Below are 16,643 nucleotides of genomic sequence, written 5' to 3' on the forward strand. Positions count from 1 at the left end.
ACGGCGCAGTCAACCTTGCTCTGTTGCGGAGTTGATGGAGGACGTATTATTCAAGCGAACACGTTTCGCGTCGCATCATATGTGACCGTGTGCAACATTGGATTCCAATCTTCACTCCCTTTCTCGCCAATTGATCGAATTTCGCATGGAACATGCGGATTTGGATGCCACGATCGATCGGCTGGTTGACACCACTCCTGTCGATGAGCTATTGCTGCGTCGCCTGAAGAAGCGCCGCTTGGCGCTGCGCGACCAGATCGCCCGTCTGGAGCGTGAACTCGACCCCCAAGAGCCCGCCTGATGCAACTTGAAAACCGCGTGCGCGAGACCTTCGCGCAAGGTGGCGCGCTGTCGCACGCGGCCGACCAGTTTCGCGAGCGCACCGGCCAGACGGAAATGGCCCTGGCCGTCGCACGCACCATCGATGAAGGCGGCGTGCTGGTTGTCGAGGCGGGTACTGGCGTGGGCAAGACTTTCTCTTATCTCGTGCCCGCCTTGCTGAGCGGCGAGCGCGTGCTGCTTTCGACCGCCACCAAGACCCTGCAGGACCAACTGTTCGGGCGGGACTTGCCCCGCTTGATCGAAGCGCTGGGCTTGCCGGTGCGCACGGCTTTGCTCAAGGGACGTGGCAGCTACCTGTGCCTGCACCGGCTCGATCTGGCGCGGCATGATGCCTCGTCCGAGCGTGCATCGGCCCGCACGCTGGCCAAGATCGAGCAGTGGTCCAAGGCCACGCGAACCGGCGACCTGGCCGAGTTGCCGGGGCTGGATGAACGATCGCCGGTGATTCCCCTCATCAGTTCCACGCGCGAGAACTGCCTTGGCGCGCAGTGCCCGCAGTTCAGGGCTTGCCACGTCAACCTGGCGCGGCGCGAGGCCTTGGCCGCAGACGTGGTGGTGGTCAATCACCATCTGTTCTTTGCAGACTTGGCGGTGCGTGAATCCGGCATGGCCGAGTTGTTGCCCACCGTGCGCGTCGTGGTGTTCGACGAAGCCCATCAGCTCAACGAGACCGGTGTCCAGTTTCTGGGCGCGCAGCTGGGCAGCGCGCAGGCACTGGACTTTGCACGCGACATCCTGGCGGCGGGCCTGCAGCACGCACGCGGCCTTGTCGATTGGCAGCTACTGAGCGCAGCGGTGGAGCGTGGCGCGCGCGAGTTGAGGCTTGCCGTCGGCAAGCAATGGCCGGGCACCAAGCTGCGCTGGACCGAGAAGGCGCCCGACGGTGTGGCCGACGACGTTTGGCAGGAGTCGCTGGAAGCGCTGCAACTGGCTTTCGAGAAAGCGGCCGAAGGGCTCGACACCGTCAGCGAACTCACGCCGGATTTCGTTCGCCTGCACGAGCGCGCGACCGAGCTGGCCCGTCGCAGCGCCCGATTCGCGCTGTCCTGCGCGCCCGAGTCGGTGCGGTGGGTCGACGTCGGCACGCAGATACGGCTGGTGGAGTCGCCGCTCGACATCGCCCATGCGGTGCGCACGCGCATGATCAAGAAGGATCAGGACGACCCCGAGGCGACAGGCCGAAGCTGGATCTTCACCTCCGCCACGCTGGGCGACGACCCCAAGCTGCGCTGGTTCACCGAACCCTGCGGGCTTGACGACGCCAGCGTGCTGCGCGTGTCCAGCCCCTTTGACTACCTTGAGCAGGCGGCGCTGTACGTGCCGCGCAATTTCCCCAAACCCAACGATCCTGCGCACGGCAGCGAGGTCGCTCGCGTCGCAGGGCGCGGCGCCGCGGTGCTGGGCGGCAGGACACTGGTGCTCACCACGACCTTGCGCGCCCTGCGCACCATTGGCGACGACCTGAAACGGCAGTTCGAGCAGTCAGATGCGCCGGTCGCGCTGGAAGTGCTGGTGCAGGGCGAGTTGCCCAAGCGCGTGTTGATGGAGCGCTTTCGCGAAGGCGCGAGCCAAGGGCGGGGCGGATGCGTCCTCGTGGCCTCGGCGTCGTTCTGGGAGGGCTTCGACGCGCCGGGCGACGTGCTGCAGCTGGTGGTCATCGACAAGCTGCCATTTCCGCCACCCAACGATCCGCTGGTTGAAGCGCGGTCCAAACGGCTGGAGTCGCAGGGGCGCAGCGCGTTCAACGACTACTTCCTGCCCGAGGCTGCCATCGCGCTCAAGCAGGGTGCGGGGCGACTCATTCGGCGAGAGACCGATCAGGGCGTGCTCGTGATCTGCGACACGCGCCTTGCGGTGATGGGCTATGGAAAGCGGCTGCTCGCCGCGGTGCCGGGAATGCGCAGGATCGACAACGAAGCCGACTTCGACGCGGCGCTTGCGGCGCTCACGGACTGAGCGCCGACTACTGGCTGATTACCAGAACTTCCACCACGGGTCATCCTTGCTGCGGAAGCCCTTGGCCATGTAGTCGCTCTTGGGATAGTTGCTGACCAGCACCCGCTGCGTGTCGTCGCGCAGTTGGGTCATGCCCAGTGCATCGTAGGATCGGTACATGATGTAGAGCGCTTCTTCGACCGCCGGCACTTCCCGGTAGTCAGCGATGGCGATCTGCGCGCGGTTGATGGCCGCCAGGTAGGCGCCGCGCGAGTAGTAATAGCGGGCCACGTGCACTTCATACTGCGCGAGCGAGTTCACGATGTAGTTCATGCGCGCACGTGCATCGGGCGCGTAGCGCGAGTCGGGAAAGCGCGTTGCGAGTTCCTTGAACGACTCGAAGGATTCCTTGGCCGCCTTCTGGTCGCGCTCCGAAAGATCCTGACGTGTCAGGAAGGAGAACATGCCCAGGTCGTCATTGAAGTTGACCACGCCCTTCATGTAGAGCGCATAGTCCATCGCGGGGCTCGCGGGGTGCAGCTTCATGAAGCGGTCGAGGGTGACGACCGCAGCGGTCTTGTCGCCGGCCTTGTATTGCGCATAGGCCTTTTCGAGCTGGGCCTGCTGGGCAAGCGGGGTGCCTGCGGCGCGGCCTTCAAGCTTTTCGTAGAGGGGCACGGCCTTGTCGTACGCGCCCGAGTCGAACTCGTCCTTGGCTTCGCTGTAGATCTTGTTCGGACTCCAGTTCGCTGTCTTGTCGACCTTGTCGGTCGAGCATCCGGTGATCAGGCATGCCGTCGCGAGTAACGCGAGCCAGCCGGGGACAACCGATAATTTGCGAAACATCACTAGAAGCTTTCGTGAAACAGGTGCCCTCAATTATATCGACCGACCCCCTTGACGACGGCCACGATGCCCCGGATGAAATCATGGGGGATCCGGTGGATGCGAGCGAGACGCGGGACTTCGTCATCTCCGCGGCGCACCACAACGCGCGTCTCGATCGCGCCCTGGCCGAGCTGATCCCGGAGTTCTCGCGCAGCTACCTGCGCCAACTCATCGAAGCGGGCGCCGTCCAGTTGAAGGGGCGGCCCGTCATGAAGCCGTCCGCAACCGTTCATGCGGCGGATGCGGGCAGCATCGAACTGCGACCGACGCCGCAGAGCCAAGCCTTCAAGCCAGAGGCGATGGACCTCAAGGTGGTGCACGAAGACGCCCACCTGCGCGTCATCGACAAGCCGGTCGGGCTCGTCGTTCATCCGGCGCCGGGCAACTGGAGCGGCACGCTGCTCAACGGCCTTCTCGCGCTCGACGCGCAGGCCGCGAACCTGCCGCGCGCCGGCATCGTGCACCGGCTCGACCGCGACACCAGCGGCCTGATGGTCGTCGCGCGCACGCGCGCCACCATGGATTCCCTGGTGGCGATGATCGCAGCGCGCGAAGTCACGCGCCAATACCTGGCGATGGCGCATCGCAGCTGGCAGGGCGCCGCCGCGCGCCACGTCGACTCGCCCATCGGAAGAGATCCACGCAACCGCCTGCGCATGGCCGTGGTCGATCTGGCCCGTCATTCGGGCAAGCCAGCGCGCACCCTGATCGAGCACCTGGACAGCAACGATGTCGGCTGCGCGGTGCGCTGCACCCTCGAAACGGGGCGTACGCACCAGATCCGCGTTCACATGGCGTCCATCGGCCATCCGCTGGTGGGCGACGCCCTTTATGGCGGGGCGCCGGCAGAAGGCTTGAACCGACAGGCGCTGCACGCGTTCAAGCTGGCCTTCAACCATCCGGTGACAGGTGAAGCCCTGTCTTTTGCGTCCGAACCACCGCAAGACGTCGCGCAGGCGATGCGCGCCTGGGGCCTGGACTACAATCGCGCGTGATGGCCCCCAGGGCCTCGCCGGCCACACCGTGCCGGCCCTGCGTTGTTCTTGCCAAGCGCCGGCAACGCCCCCTTAACTTCCACCTGAACGCGCGCCGCCCCGGCGCCATCCCGGAAAACGCGAACCATGAATACGGCGGATGCCAAGCGCATTCTCGAAACCGCCTTGATCTGTTCGGCCCAGCCGTTGCCGGTGCGCGAACTGCGCGTGCTGTTCGACGACGAACTCGGCGCCGACACGATCAAGTCGCTTCTTGTCGAACTGCAGGACGAATGGACGCAGCGCGGCCTGGAACTTGTGAGCGTGGCCAGCGGCTGGCGCTTTCAGAGCCGTCCCGAAATGCGGGACCACCTCGACCGGCTGCACCCTGAAAAGCCCCCGCGCTACACGCGCGCCGCGCTCGAAACGCTGGCCATCATTGCCTATCGGCAGCCGGTGACCCGCGGCGACATGGAAGACATTCGCGGCGTGACCATCAACTCCCAGATCCTCAAGCAGTTGGAAGATCGCAACTGGGTGGAAGTCATCGGCCACCGCGAAACGGTGGGCCGGCCGGCCCTCTATGCCACCACCCGCCAGTTCCTGGACGATCTGGGCCTGGCGTCGCTGGACCAGCTTCCGCTGATCGAGACGCCCGCCCAGCAAGGCGCGCTGGTCGATGCGTTGGCCACTGCGGCGGCTGAGCAGGGCGCGCTGCCGATTGATGAGCCGGTGCTGGCGGCAGCCCTTGACAGCAGCGAGCTGGCATCAGTGGTTGAGTCCGCTCCAGAAGAGGCGGTGGCAGTTGATGCCGTCCCGGCGTCGGCCGAGCCGGCGCAAGGCGCGACAGAAGCGGCGGAGGTCGATGCGGTCCCGGCTGTTCCGACCGAAGTCGACACACTCCCGGCCGAGCCGGCCAGAGCCGAGGCGGTCGCAGCCCAGTCGGCCAAATTCGACGAGGTCTCGGCCGTGCCGTCCGAGGTGGACCTCCCCCCCGCTGAAACGCCGGCGGACGAAGCTACCCCCACGCAATTGCCCGGTGCGCCATCCCTGCAATCGCCGCCTGGCGAAGACGCGATTGCCGAGCGGCCCGCCACGTCCCTTGGGGCGCCCGATCCCACTGAAGAAGACGACGATACCCCCGCCACCGCGCGCTCCGGAACCCAACCATGACACCAGTAAATCCTGAAGTCCCCGTGCCGACAGACGCGCCCAAGGTGGAGGAGTCGCCCGCGATGGCATCTCCGGCCGGGGACGCCGCCGCCTCGCCGGCGCCGGAAGCGACCGCCGACAACGCAGGCGAAACCGCCCCGCGCAAGCGCCGCCCGCGCCGGAAAAAGACGGTGGAAGCCGTGGCGCCAGAGGGTGAAGAGGGCGCAGTGGCCCAGCCGCCATTGTCTGAAGAGCCGGCGCCAGAAGCGTCCTTCGCGCCGGAGCCTGTGCAGGTCGCGACACCTGAAGCGACGCCTGAGCCCGTTGCAGCGCCTGCCCCGGCCGCCCAGCCGGCCCGTGCAGACGATCAGGATGACGACATCGACGAAGACGAGGAAGAGCCGGACGAGGAAGAGGACGACCTCGACCGTGCCCGTCGTGCCGCCCAACGCGAACAGCGCAACGCGCCGCCGCCGGAGCCCATCCGCTTTGTCGACGTGGTGTCGGGTCAATTCGATGCCGACGAAGAGAGCCCGGACGTCGCGCCCCTGAAGCGCGTGTTGTTGCCGGAAGCCGATTCCCCCAAGCTTCACAAGGTGTTGGCGCAGGCCGGACTCGGTTCGCGCCTGGAGATGGAGCAACTGATTCTGCAGGGCCGGATCTCCGTCAACAACGAGCCGGCGCACATCGGGCAACGCATCCAGTACGGCGATCAGGTCAAGATCAACGGCAAGCCCATTCGCTACCGCATTGCGCCGCCGCCGGCGCGCGTCATCGCGTATCACAAGCCGGCTGGCGAAGTGGTCACGCATGACGATCCGCAAAACCGGCCCACTGTTTTTCGCAAGCTTCCGCGCCTGCAGCAAGGCAAGTGGCAATCGGTCGGGCGTCTTGACCTGAACACCGAAGGCCTCCTGTTGTTCACGAGTTCGGGCGAGCTGGCCAACCAGTTGATGCACCCGCGATTCGGCCTGGAGCGCGAGTATGCGGTTCGGGTACTGGGCGCGCTGAGCAAGGAAGAAAAGCAGAAGCTGCTCGACGGCGTGCGCCTGGACGACGGCATGGCGCAGTTCGGCTCCATTGAAGATGGCGGCGGCGAAGGCGCCAATTGCTGGTACCGCGTGACCATCTCGGAAGGGCGCAACCGCGAAGTGCGCCGGATGTGCGAGGCCGTCGGCCATGCCGTCAGCCGCCTCATCCGGATCCGCTACGGCGCCATGGTGCTGCCGCGCGGCCTGAAGCGCGGTGCCTTCATGGAACTGGACGAGGCCGACATCCGGGCCCTGTTCCAGGCTTCCGGCGGCATGCGCGAGCGTCCGCAACGCGCACCCGATCAGGAAGGCGGCGGAGGCCGCAACAACCGGAACAAGCGCCGGCGCGGCAAGCGTGACGGCGGCGGGGGTGGCGGCGGTCCGCGTGCCGACGGCGCGGGCGAGCAAATCCCCAACCCGATGGGCGACGGTCAACGCGGCCGCGGGGGGCGCAATCGCGGTCCCGGCAACGCGGGCGGTCCTCCGCAAGGCCAGCGGCGCGGTGGCGGCGGTGGTGGAGGAGGAGGCGGCGGGGGCGGCGGCAACCGTGGCGATCGCTTTACCGGCCAGGGCGGCGGCGACCGCCAGCCCAGCGGTGCCAACCAGCCCGATCCGATGAAGACCTCCCTCGGCTACATCGGCGCCGACAGCTTCTCGCGGCAACGGCGGGAGCAGCGCGACGGCGGACGCCGTGGCGGCCAGGGCGGCGGTGGGCAGGGTGGCGGCGGCAATCGCCGTCGCGGTCGCTGAAGCCGGCCTTGTCAATTCCCGAGTATTTCGCCCCTCGCGCGAGGGGTGAGGACCGGGCCGGTTAAAATCATGGGCTTTGTCAAGGTGGTGCAACCCTCAGGGCGGCTCCTTGTCGAATAGTCCTCAAAATCAACGCTCAGGAAAGCAACATTCATGGCCATCGAACGCACCCTCTCCATCATCAAGCCCGACGCGGTTGCAAAGAACGTGATCGGCAAGATCGTTTCCCGTTTCGAAGCCGCCGGTCTGAAGATCGTCGCTGCCAAGTTCATCCACCTGTCGCGCTCTGAAGCCGAGCAGTTCTATGCCGTGCACAAGGAACGTCCCTTCTTCAAGGACCTGGTCGAGTTCATGATCTCGGGCCCGGTGTTCGTGCAAGTGCTCGAAGGCGAAAACGCCATCGCCAAGAACCGCGACCTGATGGGCGCCACCGACCCCAAGAAGGCAGCCGCCGGCACCATCCGCGCCGACTTCGCCGACAGCATCGACGCCAACGCCGTTCACGGCTCCGACGCGCCCGAAACGGCTGCTGTCGAAGTGTCGTTCTTCTTCGCTGGTCTCAACGTCTACGCACGTTGAGCGCTTTGCCTGACGCAATGACGACGACCAATCTTCTCGATTTCGATCTGGAGGGCTTGGCCGCGTTCTGCGAACGGCTCGGCGAAAAGCGTTTCCGCGCAACGCAGCTCTTCCGCTGGATCCACCAGCGGGGAGAAAGCGACTTCACCCGGATGACCGATCTGGCGAAGTCGCTGCGCGAAAAGCTGGCCACCACGGCGCACGTCGAGGCGCTGAAGGTGCTCACCCAGCACGAATCCTCGGACGGCACGATCAAGTGGCTGTTCGACGTGGGCGATGGCAACGCGGTCGAGGCCGTGTTCATCCCCGAAGACGATCGCGGCACGCTGTGCGTGTCGTCGCAAGCCGGTTGCGCCGTCGGATGCCGCTTCTGCTCGACGGGCCACCAGGGCTTTTCCCGCAACCTGACCACGGGTGAAATCACCGCCCAACTCTGGTTTGCCGAACACTTCCTGCGCAAGCACCTGGAGCGCGACGAACGCGTCATCTCCAACGTGGTGATGATGGGCATGGGCGAGCCGCTTCAGAATTACTCGGCACTCGTTCCCGCCTTGCGCACGATGCTCGACGACAACGCGTACGGCCTGTCGCGCCGCCGCGTCACGGTGTCGACCTCGGGCGTCGTGCCCATGATGGATCGACTGGGCGCCGATGTGCCGGTGGCGCTCGCTGTTTCGTTGCACGCACCCAACGACGCCTTGCGCGACGACCTTGTGCCGCTCAATCGAAAGTACCCGATTGCCGAGTTGCTTGACGCCTGCAATCGCTACCTGGAGCACGCCCCGCGCGACTTCGTGACTTTCGAGTACTGCATGCTCGACGGCGTGAACGACCAGCCCGAGCACGCCAGGCAGTTGGTCGACCTGGTGAAAAAGCACGCGGGCCGTGGTGTCTCGTGCAAGTTCAACCTCATTCCCTTCAACCCGTTTCCTGCATCGGGCCTCATCCGCTCGCCACGCCCGCGCGTGGAAGCCTTCGCCAAGGTGTTGAGCGAGGCCGGCGTGGTGACGACCGTGCGCAAGACGCGCGGCGACGACATCGACGCCGCATGCGGTCAGTTGGCAGGCGACGTCAAGGACCGCACGCGCGCCGCCGAGCGCATGGCGCAGCGCCGCGTCGCGGCAGATGCTGCCGTTCGTCCCATTGTTTTGCATCCCACCCGCAAGATCTCTACCACCACCCCCGACGCCCAGGAGCGCTGACCCGATGAGCATGGCCTTTCCGATCCCATGGGTCGCCGCGAGTCGGCTCGCGCTTGGCATATTCGCAGCCATCCTTCTTGCCGGATGTGCGAACAAGTCTTCGGGTAGCGGACCCGTACTGAATTCCGGTCGCGGTGCCGAGCCGGAGATCGTCACGGAGTCGGACGAGACCTCCGGTCGCAAGCGGGCACGCCTGCGGCTCGAGCTGGCCATGGGCTACTACGAGCAGGGGCAGACCACGGTCGCGCTGGACGAAATCAAGCAGGCCCTCACGGCCGATCCGAACTATTCGGACGCGTACAACCTGCGCGGACTCATCTACATGCGCCTGGACGATCCCCCCATGGCGGAGGACAGCTTTCGCCGCGCGATCTCGCTCAATCCGCGCGACGCCAACGCCATGCACAACTACGGCTGGCTCCTGTGCCAGCAACAGCGCTATGCGGATGCGACACGGCAATTCAATCGCGCCCTCGACGTGCCCAACTACACCGACCGCGCCAAGACGCTGCTGACGGAAGGCGTGTGCCAGATCCGGGCCGGCGAGATGGCCGAGGCAGAGCGCACCCTGACCAAGGCCTACGAAATTGACGCCGCCAACCCGGTGATCGGCTACAACCTCGCGATGATCTTGACGCGGCGCGACGAGTGGACGCGGGCGCAGTTCTACATCCGGCGCGTCAACAACAGCCAGGCGGCCAACGCCGAAACGCTGTGGCTCGGCATCAAGGTCGAGCGTCACCTCAACAATCGCGACGCCGTCACCCAGTTGGCGGGCCAGTTGCAACGGCGTTTCCCTCAATCGAAGGAAGCGCAGGCCTACGAACGCGGAAATTTCAATGATTGAACGGGCAAGTGAGTTCGGCGCTTCGGCAGCCGTTCCTCTTATCAGCGGCGACACCACCCACCAGTCGGCCGGTGACATGTTGCGCCAGGCGCGGGAAGCGCATGGACTGGACGTGGCGGTTGTTGCGGCCGCGCTGAAGGTGCCTGTGCAGAAAATCGAGGCGCTTGAAGCCGACGACATCGATGCGCTGCCCGATCCGGTGTTTGCCCGCGCCTTGGCGGCCAGCGTCTGCCGCGCGCTTCGCGTCGACCCGCGGCCCGTGCTTGAAAAGCTGCCGGGTGCTCCGCGCCCCGGCCTCAGCGGCGGCCAGCGTGCCATGAGCGCGAGTTTTCACACGGGCGTGCAACGCTCCAACGCGAGCGCCATGTCCAAGGCGATGCTGACCATCGTGGGCCTGCTGCTCGTGGGTGCCGCCTTGCTTTTCTGGTTGCCGCAGTCGCTGCTGGACCGGTTCTCCGCCACCGTTGACCATGTCCTGGCACGCGGCCAGGCGGTGAGCCAGCAGAGCGCGCCATCCCCCGCGGATTCCGCGCCACCGCCGACCTCCACCGAGCCGGTGCCGGCGGGTGTTCCCATGGGTGCGCCCGGTGGCACGCAGATGGCCGTGCAAGACAGCGCGGTGCCCGCCGTCGCGCCGCCGCCGGCGCCCGTGGTCGCGCCCCCGCCCACGGATCTGCTGGTCTTCACCGCTCGCACGGAGTCGTGGGTGTCGGTCACCGAAGCTGGCGGCAAGCAACTGTTGCACCGCACCGTGAATGCCGGCGAAAAGGTCGGCGTCTCGGGCAACCTGCCGTTGAGCGTTACCGTGGGACGGGCGTCTGGCGTCGATGTCCAGCTTCGCGGCAAGCCCTTTGAACTGGGCCCCGTCACCCGCGGCGGCGGCGTCGCACGATTCGAGGTCAAGCAATGACACAAGACATGGCTCCAGGGCAATGCCTGCCGATTGAATCGGCAGCGCCGCGTCCGCGTCGCTCGCGCCAGGCGCAGGTCGCGTGGGGACAGCGCGTGGTCACCGTCGGTGGCAGCGCGCCGGTGCGCATCCAGTCGATGACCAACACCGACACGGTCGATGCCGTCGGCACGGCGATCCAGGTCAAGGAGTTGGCGATTGCCGGCTCCGAAATGGTGCGCATCACCGTCAACACGCCGGAGGCGGCGGCGCAGGTGCCCTACATCCGAGAGCAACTCGACCGCATGGGCATCGACGTGCCGCTGATCGGCGACTTTCACTACAACGGCCACCGCCTGCTCACCGACTATCCCGCTTGCGCCGAGGCGCTGAGCAAGTACCGCATCAACCCCGGCAACGTGGGCAAGGGCGACAAGAAGGACCGGCAGTTCGGCCAGATGATCGACGCCGCCATGCGCTGGAACAAGCCGGTGCGCATCGGCGTGAACTGGGGCAGCCTCGATCAGGAACTGCTGGCGGAGCTGATGGACGTCAACAGCCGCCGCGCCGAGCCGTGGGATGCCAAGCAGGTGATGTACGAGGCGCTCATCACCTCGGCCATCGAGTCCGCGAAGCTGGCCGAGTCGATGGGCATGAATGGCGACCAGATCATGCTGAGCTGCAAGGTGAGCGGCGTGCAGGACCTGATCTCGGTGTACCGCGAACTGGCGCGCCGCTGCGACTACACGCTGCACCTGGGCCTGACCGAAGCCGGCATGGGCACCAAGGGCACGGTGGCATCGGCCACGGCGCTGTCCATCTTGCTGCAAGAGGGCATTGGCGACACGATCCGCGTCTCGCTCACGCCGCAGCCGGGCGAGGCGCGCACGCAGGAAGTCGTGATTGCCACCGAGATTCTCCAGGCGCTGGGCCTGCGCGTGTTCGTGCCGAGCGTCACCGCCTGCCCCGGGTGCGGACGCACCACCAGCACCACCTTCCAGGAACTGGCCAAGCAGATCGACGACTACCTGCGCATGCAGATGCCGGTCTGGCGCAAGAAATACCCCGGTGTCGAGACGATGAAGGTGGCCGTCATGGGCTGCATCGTCAACGGGCCCGGCGAGAGCAAGCACGCCGACATCGGCATCAGCTTGCCGGGCACCGGCGAGGCGCCCGCGGCACCGGTCTTCATCGACGGCGAAAAAGCCCTCACGCTGCGTGGCGACAACATCGCCAACGAGTTCCACGCACTGGTCGAAAACTATGTCGAAAAACGCTTCGGCAGCACGACACCGGCCGTCGAGACGGTCTGAGCATCCACACAATGTCCCAAGAGCAAGCACCGGGCGCGCAGGCGCCCGTTTCTCCCCCTAAAGCCAAGGCGGCGTCGCCCAAGTTCGAAAAGCTGTCGGCCGTCAAGGGCATGAACGACATCCTGCCGCCGGAGTCGGCGCGCTGGGAGGCGTTCGAAGCCACCGTCCGCGACGTGATGTCGCGCTACGCCTACCGCAATATCCGCACGCCCATCCTGGAGCACACCGCGCTCTTCGTGCGCGGCATCGGCGAGGTGACGGACATCGTCGAGAAGGAGATGTATTCCTTCGAGGACCGCTCCGACAAGCACGGACAGGCCGAACACCTGACGATGCGCCCCGAGAGCACCGCCAGCGTGGTGCGCGCCGTGGTCGAAAACAACCTGCTGTACGACGGCGGCAAGCGCCTCTACTACATGGGCCCGATGTTCCGCCGCGAAAAGCCGCAGCGTGGCCGCTATCGCCAGTTCCACCAGATCGGCGCGGAAGTGCTGGGCTTTGCCGGCCCGGAAGTGGATGCCGAACTGATCCTGCTCGCCGCGGCGCTGTGGAAGGCCATTGGCCTGACGGACGTGCGGCTCGAACTCAACAGCCTCGGCCAACCGGCCGAGCGTGCGCAGCACCGCGCCCAGCTCATCGCGCACTTCGAACAGCACGCCGACAAGCTGGACGAGGAGGCGCGTCGCCGCCTGCACAGCAATCCGCTGCGCATCCTCGACACCAAGAACCCGGCCATGAAAGAAGTGGTGGAGTCCGCGCCCCGTCTGCTCGACTTCCTTGGCGCGGAATCCCTGGCGCATTTCGCGGGGCTCAAGGCCATCCTCGACGCCAACGGCATCGCCTACACGATCAATCCGCGGCTGGTGCGCGGGCTGGACTACTACAACCTCACCGTCTTCGAATTCGTGACCGACCGCCTGGGCTCGCAAGGCACGGTGTGCGCCGGCGGCCGCTACGACGACCTGATCGTCCAGATCGGCGGCAAGGCGGCTCCCGCGGTGGGCTGGGCGCTGGGCATCGAGCGCGTGCTCGAACTGCTGAAAGAGCAGGGCGCCTTGTCGGCCGAGCCCGCGCCAGACGCCTACGCGGTCATCCCCGACGCGGCCTCCATGCCATTGGCGCTGCGCACCTTGCAGCAACTGCGCGACGCGGGCGTTCGGGTGCAGATGCACGCCAGCACCACCGAAGGCCTCGGCAGCTTCAAGTCACAGTTCAAGAAGGCCGACGCCAGCGGCGCCGCATTCGCGCTCATTTTTGGTGCGGACGAGCTGGCGCGGGGCGAAGTGACCGTCAAGTCCTTGCGCGACGGCAGCGGCCAGCAGGTCGCCCGATCGCTTGCCGACGTGTCGACCTGGGCGGGCAACCTACAATCATCGGCTTCCAACGACTGACAGCGCATGGCTACCCATCTCGACCTCGAAGAACAAGAACAGCTCGACCAGCTCAAGCACTTCTGGAACACCTACGGCAACCTCATCACCGCGGTGATCGTGTTGGCCGCCCTCGTGTTCATGGGCTGGAACGGCTGGCAGTACTACGAACGCAACAAGGCGGCCAGCGCCTCCGCGCTCTACGACGAACTGCAACGCGGCGTTGAATCGGGCGACACAGCACGCGTCGAACGCGCGCTGGCGGACATGAAGGACAAGTTCTCCGGTACCGCCTACGCACAGCAGGCCGGCCTGCTCGCCGCCAAGGCGCTGCGCGACAAGGGCAACCTCGACGCATCGCGCGCCGCGTTGACCTGGGTGTCCGACAAGGCCATCGATCCGGGCTACCAAGCCATCGCCAGGTTGCGCCTGGCGGCCGAGTTGATGGAAGCCAAGTCCTACGACGACGCGCTCAAGCAGCTCGCCGCTCCCGTGCCCAGGGAATTCGAAGCCCTAGTGGCCGATCGCAAGGGCGACATCTACATGGCCCAGGGCAAGCGCGACGAGGCCAAGGCCGAGTACCAGAAGGCCTGGACCGCCTTTGACGAGCGTGCGGAATACCGTCGCCTTGTCGAAATCAAGCTCAATGCGGTGGGTGTTGATCCGCAGACGCTCAAGGCTGCGGCGCCGGTCAAGAACAATTCGTAATCGAATGATGAACATCAAGCGTTTCGTGCCCCGTGCGCGCACTCTCCGAGGTGGCGCTGCCGTTGCGCTGCTGGCTGCGCTTGCGGCCTGTCAGGGAACCTCCAAGCCCAAGCCGACCGAGTTGCCCGCCAACGTGCCCGTCCTCGGCATTCGCCAGGCGTGGAACGTCAAGATTCCGGACGTCGCCTTCCCGTTGGTGGCCAATGTGTCGGGCGACGTGGTGACGGTGGCCTCCGCCAACGGCACCGTGGTGGCCATCGACGCACGCAACGGCGTCGAGATGTGGCGCGCGAGCGCCGGCGCACCCTTGGCTGCTGGCGTCGGAAGCGACGGCACGATGGCCGCCGTGGTGACGACCAACAACGAAGTCGTCGCGCTGGAAGGCGGCAAGGTGATGTGGAAGCAGCGGGTCACCGCTGAAACCATCACGCCGCCGCTGGTCGCCGGTCGACGCGTTTTCGTGCAGACGGCCGACCGCACAACCATCGCGTGGGACGGCCAGACCGGCCGCCGCCTCTGGACGCAAACGCGCCCCGCCGAGACCCTGGTCCTCAAACGCCCCGGCGTCATCCTCGCCGTGGGCGACACGCTGGTCACCGGCGTGGGCGGCCGGCTGGTCGGCATCAACCCCGCCAACGGTTCTTCGCGCTGGGAGTCGCCCATCGCGTCGCCGCGCGGCACCAATGACGTGGAGCGCCTGGTCGACCTGACCGGCACCGTGAGCCGTGTGGGCGACAGCATTTGCGCCCGTGCGTACTACGCAAGCGTCGGCTGCGTCGACGCCTCGCGCGGCGCCCTCACCTGGACCAAGCCGGCATCGGGCTCCGAAGGCCTGAGCGGCAACGAAAGCGCCATCTACGGCACGGAAGCCAACGGCGTCATCACGGCGTGGCGTCGCTCCGATGGCGAGAAAGCTTGGTCCTCCGACTTCCTGAAGTACCGCACGCTGACGGCGCCGCTGTCGGTGGGCCGTTCGATCGTCATCGGCGAAGGCACCGGCCTTGTGCATTTCCTGAACCGCGACGACGGCTCGCCGCTCAATCGCGTGTCGCCGGACGGCTCCGCCATCGCGGCCGACCCGGTCGTGGCGGCCAATACCGTGGTGGTCGTCACCCGCAAGGGCGGGGTCTTTGGATACCGACCCGAATGACACACCTCGCCCGCACCATCATTCACTGCGCTTTCTCGAAGGGCCGTCCATGAAGCCCGTCATTGCGCTGGTCGGGCGCCCCAACGTCGGCAAGTCCACGCTGTTCAACCGGCTCACGCAGAGCCGCGACGCCATCGTGGCCGACTTCGCTGGCCTCACCCGCGACCGCCACTACGGCAATGGCCGCGCCGGCAGGCATGAGTACATCGTCATCGACACCGGCGGCTTCGAGCCGGACGCGGGCAGCGGCATCTTCAAGGAGATGGCCAAGCAGACGCGCCAGGCCGTGGCCGAGGCCGATGTGGTCATTTTCGTGGTCGATGCCCGCGAAGGTCTTTCGGCGCAGGACCACGACATTGCGCGCGAACTGCGCCGGCTGGGCAAGCCCTGCCTGCTGGCCGCCAACAAGGCCGAGGGCATGAGCGCCAGCGCCAAGCTGGCCGAGTTCTACGAACTGGGCTTTGGCGAAGTGCATGCGGTCTCCGCGGCGCACGGCCAGGGCATTCGCGGCATGGTCGACCTGGCCCTGGAGCCACTGAACCTGCCCGATCCCGACGACGAGGATGAAGACGACGGCGAGGGCAACAAGCCCATCCGCCTGGCGGTGGCGGGCCGGCCGAATGTCGGCAAGTCCACCTTGATCAACACCTGGCTGGGCGAAGAGCGCCTGGTCGCCTTCGACCTGCCGGGCACGACGCGCGACGCCATCATGGTGCCCTTCGAGCGCAACGGACAGCGCTTCGAGCTGATCGACACGGCCGGGCTGCGCCGCAAGGGCAAGGTCTTTGAGGCCATCGAGAAGTTCTCGGTGGTCAAGACGCTCCAGGCCATCGAAGGGGCCAACGTGGTCCTGCTGCTGCTGGACGCCACGCAGGGCGTGACCGACCAGGATGCGCACATTGCCGGCTACATCCTGGAAAGCGGCCGCGCCGTGGTCATCGCCATCAACAAGTGGGATGCGGTCGACAGCTACCAGCGCGAGCAGTTGCATCGCCAGATCGAGACGCGCCTGCCGTTCCTGAAGTTTGCCTCGATGCACTTCATTTCGGCCATCAAGCGGCAAGGCCTGGGCCCGTTGTGGCAGGCCATTGCCCAGGCGCACAAGGCGGCAACGCGCAAGATGTCGACGCCGGTGCTCACGCGCCTGCTGCTGGAGGCCGTGCAGTTCCAGTCGCCCCAGCGTGGCGGCATGTTCCGCCCCAAGATGCGCTACGCGCACCAGGGCGGCATGAACCCGCCGGTGATCGTGATCCACGGCAATTCGCTGGAGCACGTCACGGACGCCTACAAGCGCTTCCTCGAAGGACGCTTCCGCAAGGAATTCGATCTGGTCGGAACGCCGCTTCGCATTGAATTCAAGACCTCGACCAATCCCTTTGCCAACAAGGAAGATTGAAGGGTGGCGCGCACGAGCGGCACCGCCTTCAAAAGTTCCGGCTCGCAAGTGCCGTTATTTTTCGAAGGCTTTTGTGTCCGCTTGCTGCACCGCGGAAACCCTGTGTTAAGGTTGCCA

15 protein-coding genes are annotated in these 16,643 nt (G+C 66.2%); 14 read left to right on the top strand and 1 reads right to left on the bottom strand.

The genetic code is table 11. The features are described from left to right. Window positions 1-97 precede the first annotated feature (97 nt). Complete coding sequence (locus QTI66_RS08375) at window positions 98-301, top strand: YdcH family protein (protein ID WP_286558856.1); 204 nt, start codon at window positions 98-100, stop codon at window positions 299-301. Next, a complete protein-coding gene (gene yoaA / locus QTI66_RS08380) occupies window positions 301-2,298 on the top strand; it encodes a DNA repair helicase YoaA (protein WP_286558857.1) in 1,998 nt (665 codons plus the stop codon). Before QTI66_RS08375 ends, yoaA begins: the two co-directional genes overlap by 1 nt. Before the next feature lie 18 nt (window positions 2,299-2,316). On the opposite strand, the gene QTI66_RS08385 is transcribed toward yoaA, so the two are convergent. Continuing rightward, window positions 2,317-3,123 carry an outer membrane protein assembly factor BamD gene (locus QTI66_RS08385; RefSeq protein WP_286558858.1) on the bottom strand — a complete coding sequence of 269 codons (807 nt, stop codon included), beginning with the start codon at window positions 3,121-3,123 and terminating at the stop codon, window positions 2,317-2,319. Between the two features lie 83 nt (window positions 3,124-3,206). Here QTI66_RS08385 and QTI66_RS08390 point away from each other — a divergent pair, with 83 nt between their 5' ends. The 12 genes from QTI66_RS08390 to der all read left to right on the top strand — a co-directional run bounded on the left by QTI66_RS08390 (window position 3,207) and on the right by der (window position 16,526). Continuing rightward, window positions 3,207-4,160 (top strand): RluA family pseudouridine synthase, encoded by a 954-nt coding sequence (locus QTI66_RS08390; protein ID WP_286559057.1) that lies wholly within the window; start codon window positions 3,207-3,209, stop codon window positions 4,158-4,160. 126 nt (window positions 4,161-4,286) lie between these two features. Beyond that, window positions 4,287-5,312, top strand: a complete 1,026-nt coding sequence (scpB, locus tag QTI66_RS08395) for an SMC-Scp complex subunit ScpB (protein ID WP_286558859.1) — start codon at window positions 4,287-4,289, stop codon at window positions 5,310-5,312. Next, entirely contained in the window at window positions 5,309-7,072 is a 1,764-nt protein-coding gene (locus QTI66_RS08400) for a pseudouridine synthase (protein ID WP_286558860.1), read from the top strand. Before scpB ends, QTI66_RS08400 begins: the two co-directional genes overlap by 4 nt. Before the next feature lie 153 nt (window positions 7,073-7,225). Beyond that, window positions 7,226-7,651, top strand: coding sequence for a nucleoside-diphosphate kinase (gene ndk, locus QTI66_RS08405; protein WP_286558861.1), 426 nt, complete (start codon window positions 7,226-7,228; stop codon window positions 7,649-7,651). A gap of 17 nt (window positions 7,652-7,668) precedes the next feature. Further along, entirely contained in the window at window positions 7,669-8,853 is a 1,185-nt protein-coding gene (gene rlmN / locus QTI66_RS08410) for a dual-specificity RNA methyltransferase RlmN (protein WP_286558862.1), read from the top strand. 4 nt (window positions 8,854-8,857) lie between these two features. After that, window positions 8,858-9,700 (top strand): type IV pilus biogenesis/stability protein PilW, encoded by an 843-nt coding sequence (pilW, locus tag QTI66_RS08415; RefSeq protein ID WP_286558863.1) that lies wholly within the window; start codon window positions 8,858-8,860, stop codon window positions 9,698-9,700. Then, a complete protein-coding gene (locus tag QTI66_RS08420) occupies window positions 9,693-10,610 on the top strand; it encodes a RodZ domain-containing protein (protein ID WP_286558864.1) in 918 nt (305 codons plus the stop codon). Before pilW ends, QTI66_RS08420 begins: the two co-directional genes overlap by 8 nt. Next, complete coding sequence (ispG, locus tag QTI66_RS08425; RefSeq protein ID WP_286558866.1) at window positions 10,607-11,902, top strand: flavodoxin-dependent (E)-4-hydroxy-3-methylbut-2-enyl-diphosphate synthase; 1,296 nt, start codon at window positions 10,607-10,609, stop codon at window positions 11,900-11,902. Before QTI66_RS08420 ends, ispG begins: the two co-directional genes overlap by 4 nt. A 110-nt stretch (window positions 11,903-12,012) precedes the next feature. After that, complete coding sequence (gene hisS / locus QTI66_RS08430; protein ID WP_286559059.1) at window positions 12,013-13,293, top strand: histidine--tRNA ligase; 1,281 nt, start codon at window positions 12,013-12,015, stop codon at window positions 13,291-13,293. 6 nt (window positions 13,294-13,299) lie between these two features. Further along, window positions 13,300-13,980, top strand: a complete 681-nt coding sequence (locus QTI66_RS08435; protein ID WP_286558868.1) for a YfgM family protein — start codon at window positions 13,300-13,302, stop codon at window positions 13,978-13,980. Window positions 13,981-13,987: 7 nt separating this feature from the next. Next, on the top strand, window positions 13,988-15,130 hold the full coding sequence (bamB, locus tag QTI66_RS08440) for an outer membrane protein assembly factor BamB (RefSeq protein WP_286559060.1): 1,143 nt from the start codon (window positions 13,988-13,990) through the stop codon (window positions 15,128-15,130). Window positions 15,131-15,179: 49 nt separating this feature from the next. Beyond that, window positions 15,180-16,526 (top strand): ribosome biogenesis GTPase Der, encoded by a 1,347-nt coding sequence (der, locus tag QTI66_RS08445; RefSeq protein WP_286558869.1) that lies wholly within the window; start codon window positions 15,180-15,182, stop codon window positions 16,524-16,526. The last annotated feature ends 117 nt before the right edge of the window (window positions 16,527-16,643 follow it).

Origin of the sequence: Variovorax brevis, from assembly GCF_030317105.1 — a bacterium.
GTDB lineage: Bacteria > Pseudomonadota > Gammaproteobacteria > Burkholderiales > Burkholderiaceae_C > Variovorax > Variovorax brevis.